Below are 15,457 nucleotides of genomic sequence, written 5' to 3' on the forward strand. Positions count from 1 at the left end.
CCGTCGCCTCGCCGCGACCCGTGCCCGCACCGGCCGCTCCGCCGCGACCCGCGTCGTCGGTCGCGGCACGCCGAAGGCGCAGACTACCGGCCCATCGACCCCGATCCGGTACGCCCCGCCCGGCTCAGAGACTGTCGGAAAGTCCCGAGGCGAGCGAGGCGGGGCTTCCCGACAGTCTCAACCGCCGTGGTAGAGGTTCTGAGTCGGCTCCACGCCCTTGACGACCACCGACTCCACCACGTCGGCGGCCCGGTCCACCAGGAAATCCAGCTCCTTGCGCTCCGCGGCGCCGAAATCCGACAGCACGTAGTCCGCCGGGTCCTGCCGCCCGGGTGGCCGGCCGATGCCGAACCGCACCCGGACGTACTCCTTGGTGCCCAACGACTTCGACATCGAACGCAGGCCGTTGTGCCCGCCCTCGCCGCCACCGCACTTGACCCGCACCTGGCCGTACCCGATGTCCAGCTCGTCGTGCACCGCGATCACCTGTGCCGGCGGCACCTTGTAGAACTGCGCCAGCGCCGCCACCGGCGCGCCGGAGAGGTTCATGTACGTCAGTGGCTTCGCCAGCACCAGCTTCGGCCCGCCGAAACCCAGTCGACCCTCGGCCACCTCGGCCACCGCCCGCTTGTGCCGGCCGAACCGCGCGCCCACCCGTCCGGCCAGCAGGTCAGCCACCATGAACCCGACGTTGTGCCGGTTCCCGGCGTACTCCCGACCCGGGTTGCCCAGGCCGACCACCAGCCACGGCCCCGCCTCGTCCGTCACGACCCGTCCCTCCCGCCGAACTCCCGATACGCCGACAGGCGCCCCCGAACGCTCGGGGACGCCTGCCGCACAGTACGAACCGATCAGGCCTCGGTGCGCGCCTCGGTGTTCTCCGCGCCCTCGGCGGTCGGGGCGGCGTCCGCACCCTCGGAACCCTCGGTGACCTCGCCGACCTCGGCCTCGGCCTCCTCGGTGGCCTCCTCGACCTCGGGCAGCGTCGCCTCGAGCTGCTCGGCGGTCGGCGCGGCGGTCACCGCAGCGACCGGCAGCGTCGCGTCGACGGCCAGCTCGACACCGGCCGGGAGCTGCACGTCGCCGGCGGTCACCTGGGAGCCCGCCTCCAGGCCCTCGATCGACGCCTCGAGGTGGTCCGGCACCTTGGTGGCGTCGGCGGTCACCGAGAGGGTGTCGTGGTCGTGCACGATCAGGGTGTCCCGCGCGGCCTCGCCGGTCAGCTGGACCGGGACCTCAACGGTGACCTTCTCGCCCCGGCGGACCAGGATGAGGTCCACGTGCTCGAAGGTGTCCTTGATCGGGTCACGCTGAATCGCCTTCGGCAGCGCCAGCACCTGCGTGCCGTCGGTGATGTCGATCGCGAACAGCTGGTTGGCGCCACCCTTGCGGATCGCCGCGGCGAACTCCCGGGACGGCAGCGCGATGTGCTTGGGCTTCTCGCCGTGGCCGTACAGCACGGCGGGCACCTTGCCGGCCCGGCGGGTACGGCGGGCACCACCCTTGCCGAACTCGGTACGGGGCTCGGCGCTGATCTTTACCTCGGACACGGGGAAACTCCTGATGCTTTTCGCTGCGGCGGCTTGTCGTCTTGCGGTGCTGGGGCGAGGGGCTCGCTGGGGCTCATGCGTCATGAACGACTGCCCGGAGCACCGCGTCGATGACGGTACCTCCGTGCGGCGCTGTTCAGCGGCCCGCCGGGCACCCTCGCCGTGGCAACCGCACCAGTCTACCCGAGCTGATTCCGGGGTTTCCGGCAGTCCCCGATCACGGGTCCAGGCCGGCGCGTCGGTGGCGTTCCCACCAGCGTGCCAGCCCCGTTTCCACCAGCTTGGCAGCCCCGGTCCCGCCGGAGCGCCGGATGGCGGAAACGGGGCTCACCGCAGCGCGACGCTCAGCTCAGGCCACCGAAGAGGGTGGTCACCGAGCCGTCGTCGAAGACCTCCCGGATCGCCCGCGCCAGCAGCGGCGCGATCGACAGCACGGTCAGCTTGTCCAACTGCTTCTCCGGCGGCAACGGCAGCGTGTTGGTCACCACGACCTCACTGATCGAGCTGTTCTTCAGCCGCTCGGTGGCCGGATCCGACAGCAGCGCGTGGGTGGACGCGACCACGATCTCCGCCGCGCCCGACTCCTTGAGGATGTCCGCCGCGCCGGTGATCGTGCCACCGGTGTCGATCATGTCGTCGACGATCAGGCAGACCCGACCCTCCACCTCGCCGACCACGCGGTTCGCCACCACCTGGTTCGGCTTCATCGGATCGCGGGTCTTGTGGATGAACGCCAGCGGGCAACCGCCCAGCCGGTCGGTCCACCGCTCGGCCACCCGCACCCGGCCCGAGTCCGGCGCCACCACGGTCATCGGCCGGCCCGCGTACTTGTGCTCCACGTACTCGGCGAGGATGTCCATCGCGAAGAGGTGGTCGACCGGACCGTCGAAGAAGCCCTGGATCTGCGCGGTGTGCAGATCGACGGTGAGGATCCGGTTCGCGCCGGCCGTCTTCAGCAGGTCCGCCACCAGCCGGGCCGAGATCGGCTCGCGACCGCGGTGCTTCTTGTCCTGACGTGCGTACGGGTAGAACGGCAGCACCACGGTGATCCGCTTGGCCGACCCCCGCTTCAGCGCGTCCACCATGATCAGGGTCTCCATGACCCAGGTGTTCACCCCGTGCGTCACGGACTGCACCACGAAGGCGTCCGAACCACGCACCGAGTCCTTGAACCGTACGAAGATCTCGCCGTTGGCGAACTCGTACGCGTCGGCCGGCGTCGGCGCCACGCCGAGCACCTCACCGATCTCCTTGGCCAGCTCCGGAAAGCCACGTCCGGAAAAGAGCATCAGGCTTTTGCGGTTTTCGGCGACGATGCTGCCCATGGGCCCGTCTGCTCCCGTTTCTCGGTGGTACCCGGCCCGGTGGTGGTGGCGCGGGGACTATTCGGTTGCAGTATCTCCCGTGCCGGACGCACCGCCCACCGTCTCGGCCCTCCCGTGCATTGCCTCACTGTCGCTTGCGGTGGCGGCCACACCCGACGCACCCTCGCCGGCGCCGGCCCGCTGCGCGGCCTCCGCCGCGGCCGTGCCGGCCCGCCGCTTCACCACCCAGCCCTCGATGTTGCGCTGGCGTGCCCGGGCGACGCCCATCGCGCCCGCCGGCACGTCCTCCACGATCACCGAGCCGGCCGCCGTGTACGCCCCGTCGCCCACCTCGACCGGCGCCACGAACATGTTGTCCGCCCCGGTCCGGGCGTGGCTGCCGATGACCGTGCGGTGCTTGTTGACCCCGTCGTAGTTCACGAAGACCGACGCCGCGCCGATGTTGCTCTGCTCGCCGATCGTCGCGTCACCTACGTACGTTAGGTGCGGCACCTTGGAGCCGGCGCCGATCTGCGAGTTCTTCACCTCGACGAACGTGCCGACCTTCGCCTTCTCGGCCAGCCGCGCGGCCGGCCGCAGGTACGCGTACGGACCGACGCTGGCGCCCGCGCCCACCTCGGCACCCACCGCGTGGCTGCGCACCACCGACGCACCGGGGCCGACGATGGTGTCGACCAGCGTGACGTCCGGCCCGACCAGCGCGCCGGTGCCGACCACCGTGCCGCCGCGCAGTTGGGTGTTCTGGTCGACGACCGCGTCGCGGTCCAGCGCCACCGTCACGTCGATCCAGGTGGTCGCCGGGTCCAGCAGGCTCACCCCGGTACGCATCCACGCCTCGTTGACCCGGTCGCGCAGCAGCCGGCGCAGCGTCGCCAACTCCACCCGGTCGTTGCAGCCCAGCGTCTCCACGTGGTCGACGGCCACGTGCACCGCCACCGGCTCGCCAGCCGAGCGGAGCAGCCCGAAGACGTCGGTCAGGTACTCCTCGCCCTGGTCGTTGTCGGTGGAGAGCTTGCCCAGCGCGGCGCGCAGCCGCACCGCGTCGAACGCGTAGATGCCGGCGTTGATCTCCCGGATCGCGCGCTGCGTCGCGTCGGCGTCGCGCTCCTCGACGATCTGCTCCAGCCGACCGTCGGCGTCCCGGACGATCCGCCCGAGCCCGGTCGGGTCGGGCACCTCGGCGGCCAGCACGGTGGCCGCCGCCGCGGCCTCCTCGTGCGCGGTCACCAGCGCGCCGACCGTCTCCGGCCGCAGCAGCGGTACGTCCCCGTTGATCACCACGACGGTGCCGGCGCCGTCCGGGACAGCGTCCAGCGCGATCCGGACGGCGTGCCCGGTGCCGAGTTGCTCGGCCTGGAGGACCGGCGTCGTGTCCGGTGCGATCTCGGTCAGGTGTCCCCGGACCTGGTCGGCGCCGTGGCCGACCACCACGACGGTGCGGTCCGCGGCCAGCGGCGCGGCCGCGCTCAGCACGTGGCCGAGCAGCGTCCGACCGAGCAGCGGGTGCAGCACCTTGGGCAGTGTCGACTTCATCCGCTTGCCCTCACCGGCGGCAAGTACGACGACGGTACGGAGGTGGGGCTGGGGCACGATGTGGCTCCCGTCGGGACGGCGGACACTCTCGCGGCCATGCTAACCGCGGTGCCCGGCGCGTTCCCGTCTTACCCCCACTGGAACCTAAAACGGACTTAGGGGGGCAGCTCGGCCGCCAGGGTTCGAACCTGAAATACGGGTACCAAAGACCCGGGTGTTGCCAATTACACCACGGCCGATCAGCGACGCGAGCGCGTCACATCAGGGATGAGCATCCCGCGCTACACCTTAGCGCCCCGGCCGCCGGACGCCATCGCTCATTCCGCCACGCCCGGCGACCGGCGGCGCCCCCGGACGGCGTCCGGGCGGGCAGTCCGAACCGGGCCCGGACGCCGTAGACGGGTTGACTAGAGGTTGTACCCGCCGGCGACCTCGATGTTCTGGGCGGTGATCCAGCGGCCCTCCTCGCCGAGCAGCGTGGCGATCACCATGCCGATGTCGTCGGGCTCGCCCACCCGACCGAGTGCGGTCTTCGCTGCGAGAAGCGGAATCACCTCGGGGAACCGCTCGAAGGCGTTGTCGGCGAGGCGCGTCCGGGTGGAGCCCGGGGCGACGGAGTTGACCCGGATGCCGCGGTTGCTGAACTCCTTGGCCATGTACCGGGTCAGCACCATGAGGCCGCCCTTCATCGAGGCGTACGCGGAGTAGCCGGGCTCCAGGCCGGAGGCCAGCGCCGAGTTGCTGCTGGTGTTGACGATCGCGCCGCCGTCGGCCAGCAGTGGCAGCAGTGCCTGGGTGAGGAAGAACGGCCCCTTGAGCAGCACCCGCATGAAACCGTCGAACAGCTCCTCGGAGGTGTCCTCGAAAAGCGCCATCCGCGCGAACCCGGCGTTGTTGACCAGGGAGTCGAACGTGTCCCGCTGCCAGGTGTCGCGCAGCGCGGCGACGACCGACTCGCGGAAGGCCGGAAAGGTCTCACTCCGGCCGACGTCCAGTGGCAGCGCGACGGCCGTGCCGCCCTCCTTCTCGATGCTCTCCACGGTCTCCAGCGCCCCGGGTTGGTTGTTGCTGTAGGTCAGGATGACCCCCGATCCGCGCTTGGCGAGCTGGATGGCAGCGCTCTGGCCGATGCCCGAGCTGGCGCCGGTGACGATAGCGACCCGCATGATTCGCCTGCCTGTTCATTCGTGGAGCCATCACATGCTCCTGGGAGTTGGGCTAACCCCAGAAAACCAGCGTGAGCAGGGCGAGTGATAGATGGATGCTCTCCATCTCTTGCCTGATCCTCTCTTTGTTGCGATTCACCCTGGACGGCACCACCACCGCTATCGCCACCCACCCCACCGACGTCACCGGTGTCGGTTCGGCGCACTGCCGAGCATCGATGCCACCAAGCTGCACGGTGCGGGCCCGCAGCGCCGCGCCGTCCCTGCGGTGAGGGACTGGCCGCGCCCCGGATCGCCGTACACCTCACGGCTCTGACCTGCGTTTTGGCCCGACCGCGCAAGGGTTTTCGGAACTTCCCCGTGCGATCTACGGTGCCGTAAGTTACGGTAACGTAGGCGTAGCTTCGTGATCGTTTCCGTCCCCTCTGCGAGGTGAAATGTCCACCGCTCTGCTCGAACCCAACACCGCCGGCCCCGGCCCAAAACCGCTCACCGACGGCAGTCAGTCCCCCGGAATCCTGGCCGCCCTCTGGGCCTTCGTAGTGATCCCCTTCGTCGCCCTGCTGGTCGCCGTACCGGTGGCCTGGGGTGGCTGGCTCGGCTGGACCGATGTCGTCATCGGCCTGGTCTGGTACGTGGTCTCCGGGCTGGGCATCACGGTCGGCTTCCACCGCTACTTCACGCACGGCTCGTTCAAGGCCAAGCGGTGGCTGCGGGTGACGCTGGCGGTCGCGGGCTCGCTGGCCGTGCAGGGCGAGATCATCCAGTGGGTGGCCGACCACCGGCGGCACCACGCCTTCTCCGACATGGAGGGCGACCCGCACTCGCCGTGGCGCTTCGGCACCAGCTTCTGGGCGCTGACCCGGGGCCTGTTCCACGCGCACGTGGGCTGGCTGTTCCGCCGGGAGCTGTCAAACCGGGAGCGGTTCGCACCGGACCTGCAAGCCGACCGTGACATCAGCCGGGTGGACCGGCTCTTCCCGATGCTGGTGGCCATCTCACTGCTCGGCCCGGCGCTGATCGGTGGCCTGGTGACCTGGTCCTGGCAGGGCGCACTGACCGCGTTCTTCTGGGCCGGGCTGGTCCGCATCGGTCTGCTGCACCACGTCACCTGGGCGATCAACTCGGTCTGCCACGTCTACGGCGAGCGCCCGTTCGCGATGCGGCAGGGCGACCGCGCGTCGAACTTCTGGCCGCTGGCGATCCTGTCGTTCGGCGAGAGCTGGCACAACCTGCACCACGCCGACCCGACCAGTGCCCGGCACGGCGTGCTGCGTGGTCAGGTGGACATCTCCGCCCGGGTGATCTGGCTGTTCGAGAAGGTCGGCGCGGCGTCACAGGTGCGCTGGCCGAAGCCGGAGCGCATCGCGGCCAAGCTGGTGAAGCCGGTCGCACCCCGCTAAATGCGGGCGGTGCTCCTGGAGGTCGCCTGGCAGGATGGTCGGATGACCGAGCGACGCGGGGGGACCGGACGGCTCGGCAGACGGGGGGCCGGGCCCGATCCGGGTACGGTCGGACGGCGCGGCTGGGCGGTCGGACCGCCCGCCAGTGAGGCGACGACGTGAACGGGCACAGCGGAGGCACCATCCCACGGCAGGGCGTCACCGAGCGCCAGCGAGGCGGCGACATGGCCGAGGTCAGCGACGGCGCCGACAGTCGGCGTACGGCGGCGGTCCCGCCGGCGAAACCCAAGTCCACCTCCCGGGTCCGGATGTCCGCGGCCCAGCGGCGGGAGCAGTTGATCGCGACCGGCCGGCAGCTCTTCGCCGAGCGGGGTTTCGACGCCACCTCCATCGAGGAGGTGGCGGCCCGCGCCAAGGTCTCCAAGCCGGTCGTGTACGAGCACTTCGGCGGCAAGGAGGGGCTCTACGCGGTGGTGGTGGACCGGGAGGTCCGGGCATTGCTGGACCGGATCACCACGGCGTTGACCGCCGGGCACCCGCGGGAGCTGTTGGAGCAGGCGGCGATGGCCCTGCTGGGCTACATCGAGGAGGAGACCAGCGGGTTCCGCGTGCTGGTCCGCGAGTCGCCGCTGATGTCCGCGACGGGCACCTTCAGCAGCGTGATGAACGACGTGGCACACCAGGTCGAGCACATCCTGGGCGCCGAGTTCAAGAGCCGCGGGTACGACCCGAAGCTGGCCGAGCTGTACTCGCAGGCGCTGGTGGGCATGGTTGCGCTGACCGGCAGTTGGTGGCTGGAGGTGCGCAAGCCGCGCAAGGAGACGGTTGCGGCGCACCTGGTCAACCTCGCCTGGAACGGGTTGTCGCACCTGGAGGCGAAGCCGACGTTGATCACCGCCCGCCGCCACTGACTTCACTCAGCGGCGGTGCACCTCGGCCACCGGGTGGTGACGGTGGCGCCGTTCCGCCTCGGCGTGCTCCTCGGGGCCGACCTTGTCGTACAGGCCGGTGCCGAGCAGGATCAGGCCGAACAGCATCGACACGACCACGGTCGACATCGAGAAGTTCAGGAAGTTCGCCTCGGTCTGCAGCACGGACATCATCAGGATGCTGGTCACCAGGAACACCACCCCGGCGGTGAGGTTCATGTAGTGGCCGAGGTTGCTGCGCCGGGACGCCCCCACGATCAGGACGACTCCGAAGACCACCGAGGCGAGCGAGAAGGCCAGGTTGGTACGCAGACCGAGGGCCCAGTGGCTGCCCCGGTCGAAGAGCGGATCGCCGATCGTCTCGACGACGCCCCAGATTCCGAAGACCAGGATGTAGACACCGATCAGGCCGGCGAGGACCCGGTAGAGCGGCCGTGCCGGATGGTTAACCGGAAAGTGCGGCATGCCCTGATCCCCATCCACCTGAGTTAGACCGTTTCAGGAGGATTGTCACCCGGGACAGAGGTGACTGTCCGGAGAACCACAATGGCGAGCAGGGTCCGCCGAAGGATGGACCAGGTCAGGTTTTCGCCGGAGCCCGAGCTGCGCAGGGATCAAGCCTGACCGCCCGGAGCAGCTCGGGCTCCGGCGAAAACCCACGGCCGCAACCAGAGGAAAACGATCAGAGGACCAGGCGAGCCTTCTGGAACGCCTCCGCCTCCTCGTCCGTGCCGACCTTGCCGTACATGCCGACCATGAGCAGCACCAGGGCGGCCACCATCACGACGACCACGGTGGCGATGCTGAAGTTGAAGAAGTTGGCATCGGTGCGGATGAACGCCAGACCGGCCAGGCTGACCACCATCATGATGTACGCCAGCCACTGGTTGACCGCCACGTCGATGTTGCGGCCGAGCGCGGTGCCACCCAGCACGATGACCCCGAGCAGCACGCTGAGCAGCGAGAAGCCGAGGTTGGTGCCCTGGCCGAGGACCCGGGTGCCGTCCTGCGCGAGGACCTCGTTGCCGGCGCTCTCGATGATGCCGAGCGCACCGAAGACCACCAGGTACAGACCGGTCAGCCCGCCGATCGCCCGGTAGACCGGCCGCGCGGGGTGGTTGACGGGGGTATGGGCCATGTCTGATCTCCAACGCCGTGGGGTAGGTGTCGCCGACGATTGTCCCGCATGTGGCGGTGTGACGCCGCACACGGCCCCCCACGGCTCCCGCGGCCCGGTCAGCTCTCGGGCAGGTCCTCGGCGAGGGTCATCCAGGTCTCCTCGATCCGCTCCCGCTCGGCGCGCAGATCCTTGAGCTGGGTGTCCAGCTCGGCGACCCGGGCGTAGTCGGTGGCGTCGGCGGCGAGCTGGTCGAGCAAGGTGGTCTCGCGCTGGTCGAGCTTGCCGAGCTGGCGTTCCAGCCGGGTCAGCTCCTTGCGGGCCTGGCGGACCTCGGCCGCGGACATGCCGCCCGCGGAGGGGCCGGTGGGCGCGGCGGTCGGGGTGGCACCGGCCCGCGGCGCGCCGGCACGCTCGGCGGTCCGCGCGAGGTACTCGTCGACGCCGCCGGGCAGGTGCACCAGCCGGCCGTCGCCGAACATCCCGAACGCCGACTCGGTGACCCGTTCGATCAGGTAGCGGTCGTGGCTGGCCACGATGATCGTGCCGGGCCAGGAGTCGAGCAGGTCCTCCAGTGCGGCCAGGGTGTCGGTGTCCAGGTCGTTGGTGGGCTCGTCGAAGAGCAGCACGTTGGGCTCGCCGGCGAGCAGCCGCAGCATCTGCAGCCGGCGGCGTTCCCCACCGGAAAGGTCGCTGACCGGAGTCCAGAGCCGGCGGTCGTCGAAGCCGAAGACCTCGGCGAGCTGGGCGGCGGAGACCTCCCGGTCGCCGAGCTGGACCCGGCGGGCGACCTCTTCCACGGCTTCGAGCACCCGCAGGTGCCCGGGCAGCTCGGCGAGCTCCTGGGACAGGAACGCCGGCCGCACGGTGGAGCCGGTGCCGAGGCGGCCGCCGTCGGGGCGGGTGATGCCGGCGAGCATCCGCAGCAGCGTGGTCTTGCCGGCACCGTTGGCGCCGAGGATGGCGATCCGGTCGCCCGGCCCGACCTGCCAGGTGACGTCGCGCAGGATCTCCTTGGGGCCGGCGAGCAGCTCGACGTTCTCCAGGTCGTACACCTGCTTGCCAAGCCGGGAGGTGGCCATCCGTTGCAGCGACATGGTGTCCCGCGCCGGCGGCACGTCGGCGATCAACGCGTTGGCGGCGTCGATGCGGAACTGGGGCTTGGAGGTGCGGGCGGGCGGACCACGGCGCAGCCAGGCGATCTCCTTGCGGAGCAGGTTCTGCCGGCGGGCCTCGGTGGCGGCGGCGACGCGTTCGCGCTCGGCTCGGGCGAGGATCCAGGCGGCGAAGCCGCCCTCGTACACGCGGACGGCCTGGTCGGCGACCTCCCAGGTGTTGGTGCAGACCGCGTCCAGGAACCACCGATCGTGGGTGACCACGACCAGGGCACCCTTGCGGCCGACCAGGTGCCGGGCCAGCCAGTCGACGCCGCCGACGTCGAGGTGGTTGGTGGGCTCGTCGAGGATGAGCAGGTCGGAGTCGCGGACGAGCAGCGCGGCGAGCGCGACCCGGCGCCGTTCGCCACCGGACATCGGGCCGACCGGTTGGTCGAGGCCCAGGTGCGGCATGCCGAGGCCGTCGAGGATGGCGCGCACCCCGGCGTCGCCGGCCCACTCGTGCTCGGCGCCCATGCCCTCGCCGAGCCAGGCGGTGCCGAGCACGACATCCCGGACGGTGGCGTCGGGGGCGAGGGTGAGCTGCTGCGGCAGCCAGAGCACCCGCAGGTCGCGGCGATGGGTGACCCGGCCGTCGTCAGGGTCCTCCTGCTTGGTGAGCAACCGCAGCAGGGTGGACTTGCCGGCACCGTTGAGGCCGACCACGCCGATCCGGTCGGCGTCGTCCAGGCCGAGCGAGACGTCCGTGAGTAGCCGCCCGGCGGCGCCGTACCCCTTGGACACCCGGTCCAGATTGACGATGTTGGCCACACTCCCACCCTTCATGATCAAGGCGTCCCGGTGCCGGCGGGCACCTGGACGCCTGACCCAAGGGTACGCGGACGCACCGGGCGCCCGCCGGGGCACCGACGGCGACTTGGTCAACTCCAGGTCGCGGCCGGACGCACCGGCGTCGCCCCTGGAGTTGACCTTGAGCAGGGTCAGACGACGCGGGCGCCGACCACCGGGCCGTGCGCGACCCGTGCCGCACGGCACACGCCCGCAGTGGTCAACTCGGCGGCGATCCGCTCCGCGTCGGCCGCTCCGGCGGCGAGGAAGACGCAGGTCGGGCCGGAGCCGGAGACGATGCCGGTGAGCGCCCCGGCCGCCTCGCCGGCCTTGAGGGTGTCGGCCAGCGCCGGGCGCATGGCCAGCGCGGCGTCCTGGAGATCGTTGCCGAGCGTACGGGCGAGCACCCGGGGGTCGCGCTGGCGCAGCGCGCCCAGCAGCGCGTCGGTGCTGCCCAGCGGGGCGCCGGCCGCACCGGAGTCGCGGAGCCGGTCCAGCTCGCGGTACGCGGCCGGGGTGGACAGGCCGCCGTCGGCGATGGCCACGACCCAGTACCAGGAGGTGGGGCGTGCCAGTACGGGGCTCACGGCCTCACCCCGGCCGGTGCCCAGCGCGGTGCCGCCGTAGATCAGAAACGGCACGTCGGAGCCCAGATCGGCGGCGATCCCGGCCAGCTCGTCGCGGGACAGCCCGGTGCCCCAGAGCGCGTCGCAGGCCACCAGCGCGGCAGCCGCGTCGGCACTGCCGCCGGCCAGCCCGCCGGCGAGCGGGATCTGCTTGCGCAGGTGCAGCCGGGCGTGCGGCTGCACCCCGGCGTAACCGGCGAGGGCGTGCGCGGCGCGGATCACCAGGTTGGTGTCGTCCAGCGCCAACTCGCCGGTGCCCTCGCCCTCCATGGTCAGCGCGAGCGTGTCGCCGCGCCGAGCGGTCAGCTCGTCGTAGATGGAGATGGCGTGGTAGACGGTGTTCAGCTCGTGGTAGCCGTCCCGGCGCAGCGGGCCCACCCCGAGGTGCAGGTTGACCTTCGCGGGCACCCGGACCTTCACCGGGCCGCTGGCCCCACGCCGCTCGTCCTCCTCGTCCGGTCGCCAGGCCTCGGTCACGGGGCGATCTCCCGCACGCGCAGGCGAATGTCGAACGGCTTGGCCACGATCAGCTCCTCGGTGTGGTCGGTACTCACCCGGACCTCCTCGACGGGCACGGCGTCAGCCTACTTCGCGGCCGGCGTACCGACTGGAGCCGACGCGGCGATGGCGGCGAACTGCTCGACGGTGAGCGACTCCCCCCGAGCGCCGGGGTCGACGCCGGCGGCGGTGAGCGCGGCGGCGGCCCGGTCCGCGCCGCCGGCCCAGCCGGCCAGCGCGGCGCGCAGGGTCTTGCGGCGCTGCGCGAACGCCGCGTCCACCACGGCGAAGACCCGTTGCCGGGGTACGTCGGCGCGGGGTGGTTGGCGGCAGGTGAAGGCGACCAGACCGGAGTCGACGTTGGGCACCGGCCAGAACACGTTCGGCGGCACCCGGCCGGCGCCCCGGGCCTGGGCGTACCAGGCGAGCTTGACCGACGGGATGCCGTACACCTTGGAGCCGGGACCGGCGACCAGCCGGTCGGCGACCTCCTTCTGCACCATCACCAGGCCGTGCCGCAGGCTGGGCAGCTCGGCGAGCAGATGCAGCACCACCGGCACGGCCACGTTGTAGGGCAGGTTCGCCACCAGCGCGGTCGGCGGAGGGTCGGCCAGCTCGGCGGCGTCGATGCGCAGCGCGTCGGCGCGATGCACGGTGAGCCGGCCGGCGTCCGCCCCGGCGTGCCGGGCGACGGTCTCCGGCAGCGCGCCGGCGAGCACCGGGTCGATCTCGACGGCATGCACGTGCCCGGCGACCGGCAGCAGCCCCAGGGTGAGCGAGCCGAGCCCGGGGCCGACCTCCAGGGCCACGTCATCGGGAGTCAGGCCGGCGGCCGTGACGATCCGGCGCACGGTGTTCGGATCGTGCACGAAGTTCTGGCCCAGCTTCTTGGTGGGCGCGACGCCCAGCCGGGCGGCGAGTTCCCGGATCTCCGCCGGGCCGAGGAGACCGGTCATGCCTGGGAGCGTAGCGGCGGCAGGGCCGACCGTCGGGCCGGGCTCACCACGGGCCGAAGACCCGGTCGCCGGTGGCCGAGATGGCCGCGCACAGCTCGTCCAGGTCGGTGCCGGTGGTCGCGGCGAGCGAGCGGACGGTGAGCGGGATCAGGTACGACGCGTTCGGCCGGCCCCGGTGCGGCATCGGAGTGAGATAGGGCGCGTCGGTCTCCACCAGGATCTGATCCACGGGGGTGAGCGCGGCGGCCTCGCGCAGCGCTGTGGCACTGCCGAAGGTGACGGTGCCGGCGAAGCTGAGCAGGTAGCCGCGGCGGACGCACTCGCGGGCGAAGTCGGCGTCACCGGAGAAGCAGTGCAGCACCACGGTGTCCGGGGAGCCCTCGTCGTCGAGGATCCGCAGCACGTCGGCGTGCGCGTCCCGGTCATGGATGACCAGCGCCCGGCCGTACCGCTTGGCGATGGCGATGTGCGCCCGGAAGCTCTCCTCCTGCGCGGCGCGCCCCTCGTCGCCGGTCCGGAAGAAGTCCATCCCGGTCTCGCCGATCCCCCTGACCCGCTCCCGGGCGGCGAGCGACTCGATCTCCCGCAGCGCCTCGTCGAGGTCGGCCAGCCGGGGCGCCTCGTTGGGGTGCAGCGCCACCGTGGCCAGCACGGCGGGGTGCCGGTCGGCGGTGTCCGCGCCCCACCGGGAGGAGGCGACGTCCACACCCACCTGGACCAGCCGGTCCACCCCGACGTCGGTGGCCAGCGCGATCGCCGCGGCGACCGGGTCATCGGCGGACCCGCCGCCGGGTACGCCGGCCTCGCTGACGGTGATGTCCAGGTGGGTGTGGCTGTCCAGCACCGGCCGGGGCAGTGGTTCGGGGGCGGGCGGGAACTCTCCGGCCCGCCGGGCGGCCCGCTCGCGGCGGGTTTCAGTGGGCTCGCTCATCAGCGACAGCATCACACACCGGGGCTGTCCATCCGCCCGCCACCCGACGTTCACCTCGACTACGCCGCGCGACTCTACCGTCGCCGCGTGAGCGAGCGCAGCGAGCGAACCATGAGGCGCGGCAGTGTGGCGTCTCGCGCCGCTGCCGAGCGGAGCGAGGTGGCGGTGTGAGCGTCACCCCCCAGTCCAGCGGCGCCGCCAGCGAACGTACCGGGCTGCGCGTGGCGTTCGGCGGCGGCGTCTACCCGGCCGAGGAGATCGCCCGGGGCGCCGCGTACGAGCTGTTCAGCGCCGACGAGGTGCAGGGCTTCGAGTGGGCGCCCCGACCCGGCAGTGCCCTGCCGTGGCGTCGGTTCGTGCACGTCACCGAGGTGGCCGCGGTGCACGGGGCGACGGAGCCGGCCGAGGAGCCGGAGACACCGCTGATGATGCCTGCGCACCGGGAGCGGGGTTGGGCGCAGCTGCAACAGCTCAGCCAGCAGCCGGCCTCGGCGGGTGACCCGATGCTGGCTGCGGCACGCGCGTCGGCGGTGATCCGGCGGGGCACCCGGATGGTGAAGGTGCTCTCCCCCCGGCAGCTCGCCGGGTACGTGCGGGGGTGGCTGCCGCACGGCTTCTGCTACCGCGAGCACGACGTGGCGCACCTGCGCACACCAGCGGCGACCACGGTGCTGCGTACCGACGGCGAGGTCGGGCGGGACGGCCTGGACGTGGCGTACGCGCTGCGCTGGCGGGCCGCCGACCCGGGGGACTACGCCGTGCCGGTGGGCGAGGCGCACCGTGGCCTGACCGCGCTGGCTCCCCGGGACCGGCTGGGTCCGCCGGTGCTGGGCACGGGCTTCGTGCCGAGCAACGGCCAGCTCATCCCGGAGTTCATCACCCGGGACTTCGCCGATTTGCCGATGCCGGCGAACGCCGCCCTGCTCGCCTACCCGGCGGAGGGGGTGGAGGTGGTGCTCTACACCTACCAGGCCGAGCAGCGCGGCTGGCTACGGATGGTGGGCCCGCAGTGGCGACACCTGCTGTCGGCGGTGCCGGGTCTCTCCCCGGACCAGGAGTACGTGCCGACCGGGGACTCCCTGCGCTCCACCCAACTGGTCGGCGTGCACGGCGACAGCGAGTACGAGGCGGTGGCCGATCTGCCCGGCGGGTTCCGGGTGCTGGCGATGACCCGGGCGGCCCGCTACCCGGTGGAGCAGGTCGCTCGGCGGCTCCGGTTCGCGCAGTGGCGGGGCGTGCCCTGCCTGGTGCTGCGGGAGGAGGCCGGCTGGCTGCGGCTGCGGCTGCGCTTCCCGGACCCGGACACGGTGCTCGCCACCGGGGCGCAGTGCCACGATCGCGGCGTCTACGAGGCGTGGGCACCGGGCGCCGAGGTGACCGACGACCAGGTGATGGACACGCGGTACGCGATGTGACGCCGGCCGTCCAGGCGAGGCGAGGCGCGGCCCCGGGATTCCCCCGGGGCCGCGCTCAGCCGTGC

The 15,457-nt window shown here is 71.9% G+C and carries 15 protein-coding genes and 1 tRNA gene; 4 read left to right on the top strand and 12 right to left on the bottom strand.

Annotated elements, in window-relative coordinates; genetic code table 11:
- Positions 1-177: 177 nt before the first annotated feature.
- From pth to ACFY29_RS11445, 6 genes are all read right to left on the bottom strand, one after another.
- Positions 178-768 (bottom strand): aminoacyl-tRNA hydrolase, encoded by a 591-nt coding sequence (gene pth, locus ACFY29_RS11420; RefSeq protein WP_328423343.1) that lies wholly within the window; start codon positions 766-768, stop codon positions 178-180.
- A gap of 83 nt (positions 769-851) precedes the next feature.
- Positions 852-1,550: a 50S ribosomal protein L25/general stress protein Ctc gene (locus ACFY29_RS11425; protein ID WP_328423342.1), complete on the bottom strand. Its 699-nt coding sequence runs from the start codon at positions 1,548-1,550 to the stop codon at positions 852-854.
- Positions 1,551-1,894: 344 nt separating this feature from the next.
- Complete coding sequence (locus ACFY29_RS11430) at positions 1,895-2,875, bottom strand: ribose-phosphate diphosphokinase (protein ID WP_328423340.1); 981 nt, start codon at positions 2,873-2,875, stop codon at positions 1,895-1,897.
- Positions 2,876-2,932: 57 nt separating this feature from the next.
- Positions 2,933-4,468 carry a bifunctional UDP-N-acetylglucosamine diphosphorylase/glucosamine-1-phosphate N-acetyltransferase GlmU gene (glmU, locus tag ACFY29_RS11435; RefSeq protein WP_386986665.1) on the bottom strand — a complete coding sequence of 512 codons (1,536 nt, stop codon included), beginning with the start codon at positions 4,466-4,468 and terminating at the stop codon, positions 2,933-2,935.
- A gap of 107 nt (positions 4,469-4,575) precedes the next feature.
- Positions 4,576-4,647, bottom strand: a tRNA-Gln gene (locus ACFY29_RS11440).
- Between the two features lie 168 nt (positions 4,648-4,815).
- Positions 4,816-5,574, bottom strand: a complete 759-nt coding sequence (locus ACFY29_RS11445; RefSeq protein ID WP_386985259.1) for an SDR family NAD(P)-dependent oxidoreductase — start codon at positions 5,572-5,574, stop codon at positions 4,816-4,818.
- Positions 5,575-5,702: 128 nt separating this feature from the next.
- Here ACFY29_RS11445 and ACFY29_RS11450 point away from each other — a divergent pair, with 128 nt between their 5' ends.
- The 3 genes from ACFY29_RS11450 to ACFY29_RS11460 all read left to right on the top strand — a co-directional run bounded on the left by ACFY29_RS11450 (position 5,703) and on the right by ACFY29_RS11460 (position 7,888).
- The gene (locus ACFY29_RS11450) at positions 5,703-5,846 is read left to right on the top strand and encodes a hypothetical protein (RefSeq protein WP_386985261.1); all 144 of its coding nucleotides are present in this window, start codon (positions 5,703-5,705) and stop codon (positions 5,844-5,846) included.
- Positions 5,847-6,011: 165 nt separating this feature from the next.
- Complete coding sequence (locus tag ACFY29_RS11455; protein ID WP_328423336.1) at positions 6,012-6,977, top strand: acyl-CoA desaturase; 966 nt, start codon at positions 6,012-6,014, stop codon at positions 6,975-6,977.
- A gap of 224 nt (positions 6,978-7,201) precedes the next feature.
- On the top strand, positions 7,202-7,888 hold the full coding sequence (locus tag ACFY29_RS11460; protein WP_328426281.1) for a TetR/AcrR family transcriptional regulator: 687 nt from the start codon (positions 7,202-7,204) through the stop codon (positions 7,886-7,888).
- Positions 7,889-7,894: 6 nt separating this feature from the next.
- Here the strand turns inward: ACFY29_RS11460 and ACFY29_RS11465 are convergent, their stop codons facing one another.
- The 6 genes from ACFY29_RS11465 to ACFY29_RS11490 all read right to left on the bottom strand — a co-directional run bounded on the left by ACFY29_RS11465 (position 7,895) and on the right by ACFY29_RS11490 (position 13,989).
- The gene (locus ACFY29_RS11465; protein ID WP_328423334.1) at positions 7,895-8,371 is read right to left on the bottom strand and encodes a DUF4383 domain-containing protein; all 477 of its coding nucleotides are present in this window, start codon (positions 8,369-8,371) and stop codon (positions 7,895-7,897) included.
- Positions 8,372-8,588: 217 nt separating this feature from the next.
- Positions 8,589-9,044, bottom strand: coding sequence for a DUF4383 domain-containing protein (locus ACFY29_RS11470; protein ID WP_386985264.1), 456 nt, complete (start codon positions 9,042-9,044; stop codon positions 8,589-8,591).
- A gap of 98 nt (positions 9,045-9,142) precedes the next feature.
- On the bottom strand, positions 9,143-10,948 hold the full coding sequence (locus ACFY29_RS11475) for an ABC-F family ATP-binding cassette domain-containing protein (protein ID WP_328423330.1): 1,806 nt from the start codon (positions 10,946-10,948) through the stop codon (positions 9,143-9,145).
- Between the two features lie 170 nt (positions 10,949-11,118).
- Entirely contained in the window at positions 11,119-12,069 is a 951-nt protein-coding gene (locus ACFY29_RS11480; protein ID WP_386985266.1) for a 4-(cytidine 5'-diphospho)-2-C-methyl-D-erythritol kinase, read from the bottom strand.
- A 107-nt stretch (positions 12,070-12,176) separates the two neighbouring features.
- Entirely contained in the window at positions 12,177-13,046 is an 870-nt protein-coding gene (gene rsmA, locus ACFY29_RS11485) for a 16S rRNA (adenine(1518)-N(6)/adenine(1519)-N(6))-dimethyltransferase RsmA (protein WP_328423325.1), read from the bottom strand.
- A 43-nt stretch (positions 13,047-13,089) separates the two neighbouring features.
- Positions 13,090-13,989: a TatD family hydrolase gene (locus ACFY29_RS11490; RefSeq protein ID WP_328423323.1), complete on the bottom strand. Its 900-nt coding sequence runs from the start codon at positions 13,987-13,989 to the stop codon at positions 13,090-13,092.
- A 155-nt stretch (positions 13,990-14,144) separates the two neighbouring features.
- On the opposite strand from ACFY29_RS11490, the gene ACFY29_RS11495 reads away from it, so the two are divergent.
- On the top strand, positions 14,145-15,392 hold the full coding sequence (locus tag ACFY29_RS11495; RefSeq protein WP_328423321.1) for a hypothetical protein: 1,248 nt from the start codon (positions 14,145-14,147) through the stop codon (positions 15,390-15,392).
- The last annotated feature ends 65 nt before the right edge of the window (positions 15,393-15,457 follow it).

The organism is Micromonospora sp. NPDC000668 (assembly GCF_042897975.1).
In the GTDB taxonomy this organism is placed as follows: Bacteria; Actinomycetota; Actinomycetes; order Mycobacteriales; family Micromonosporaceae; genus Micromonospora.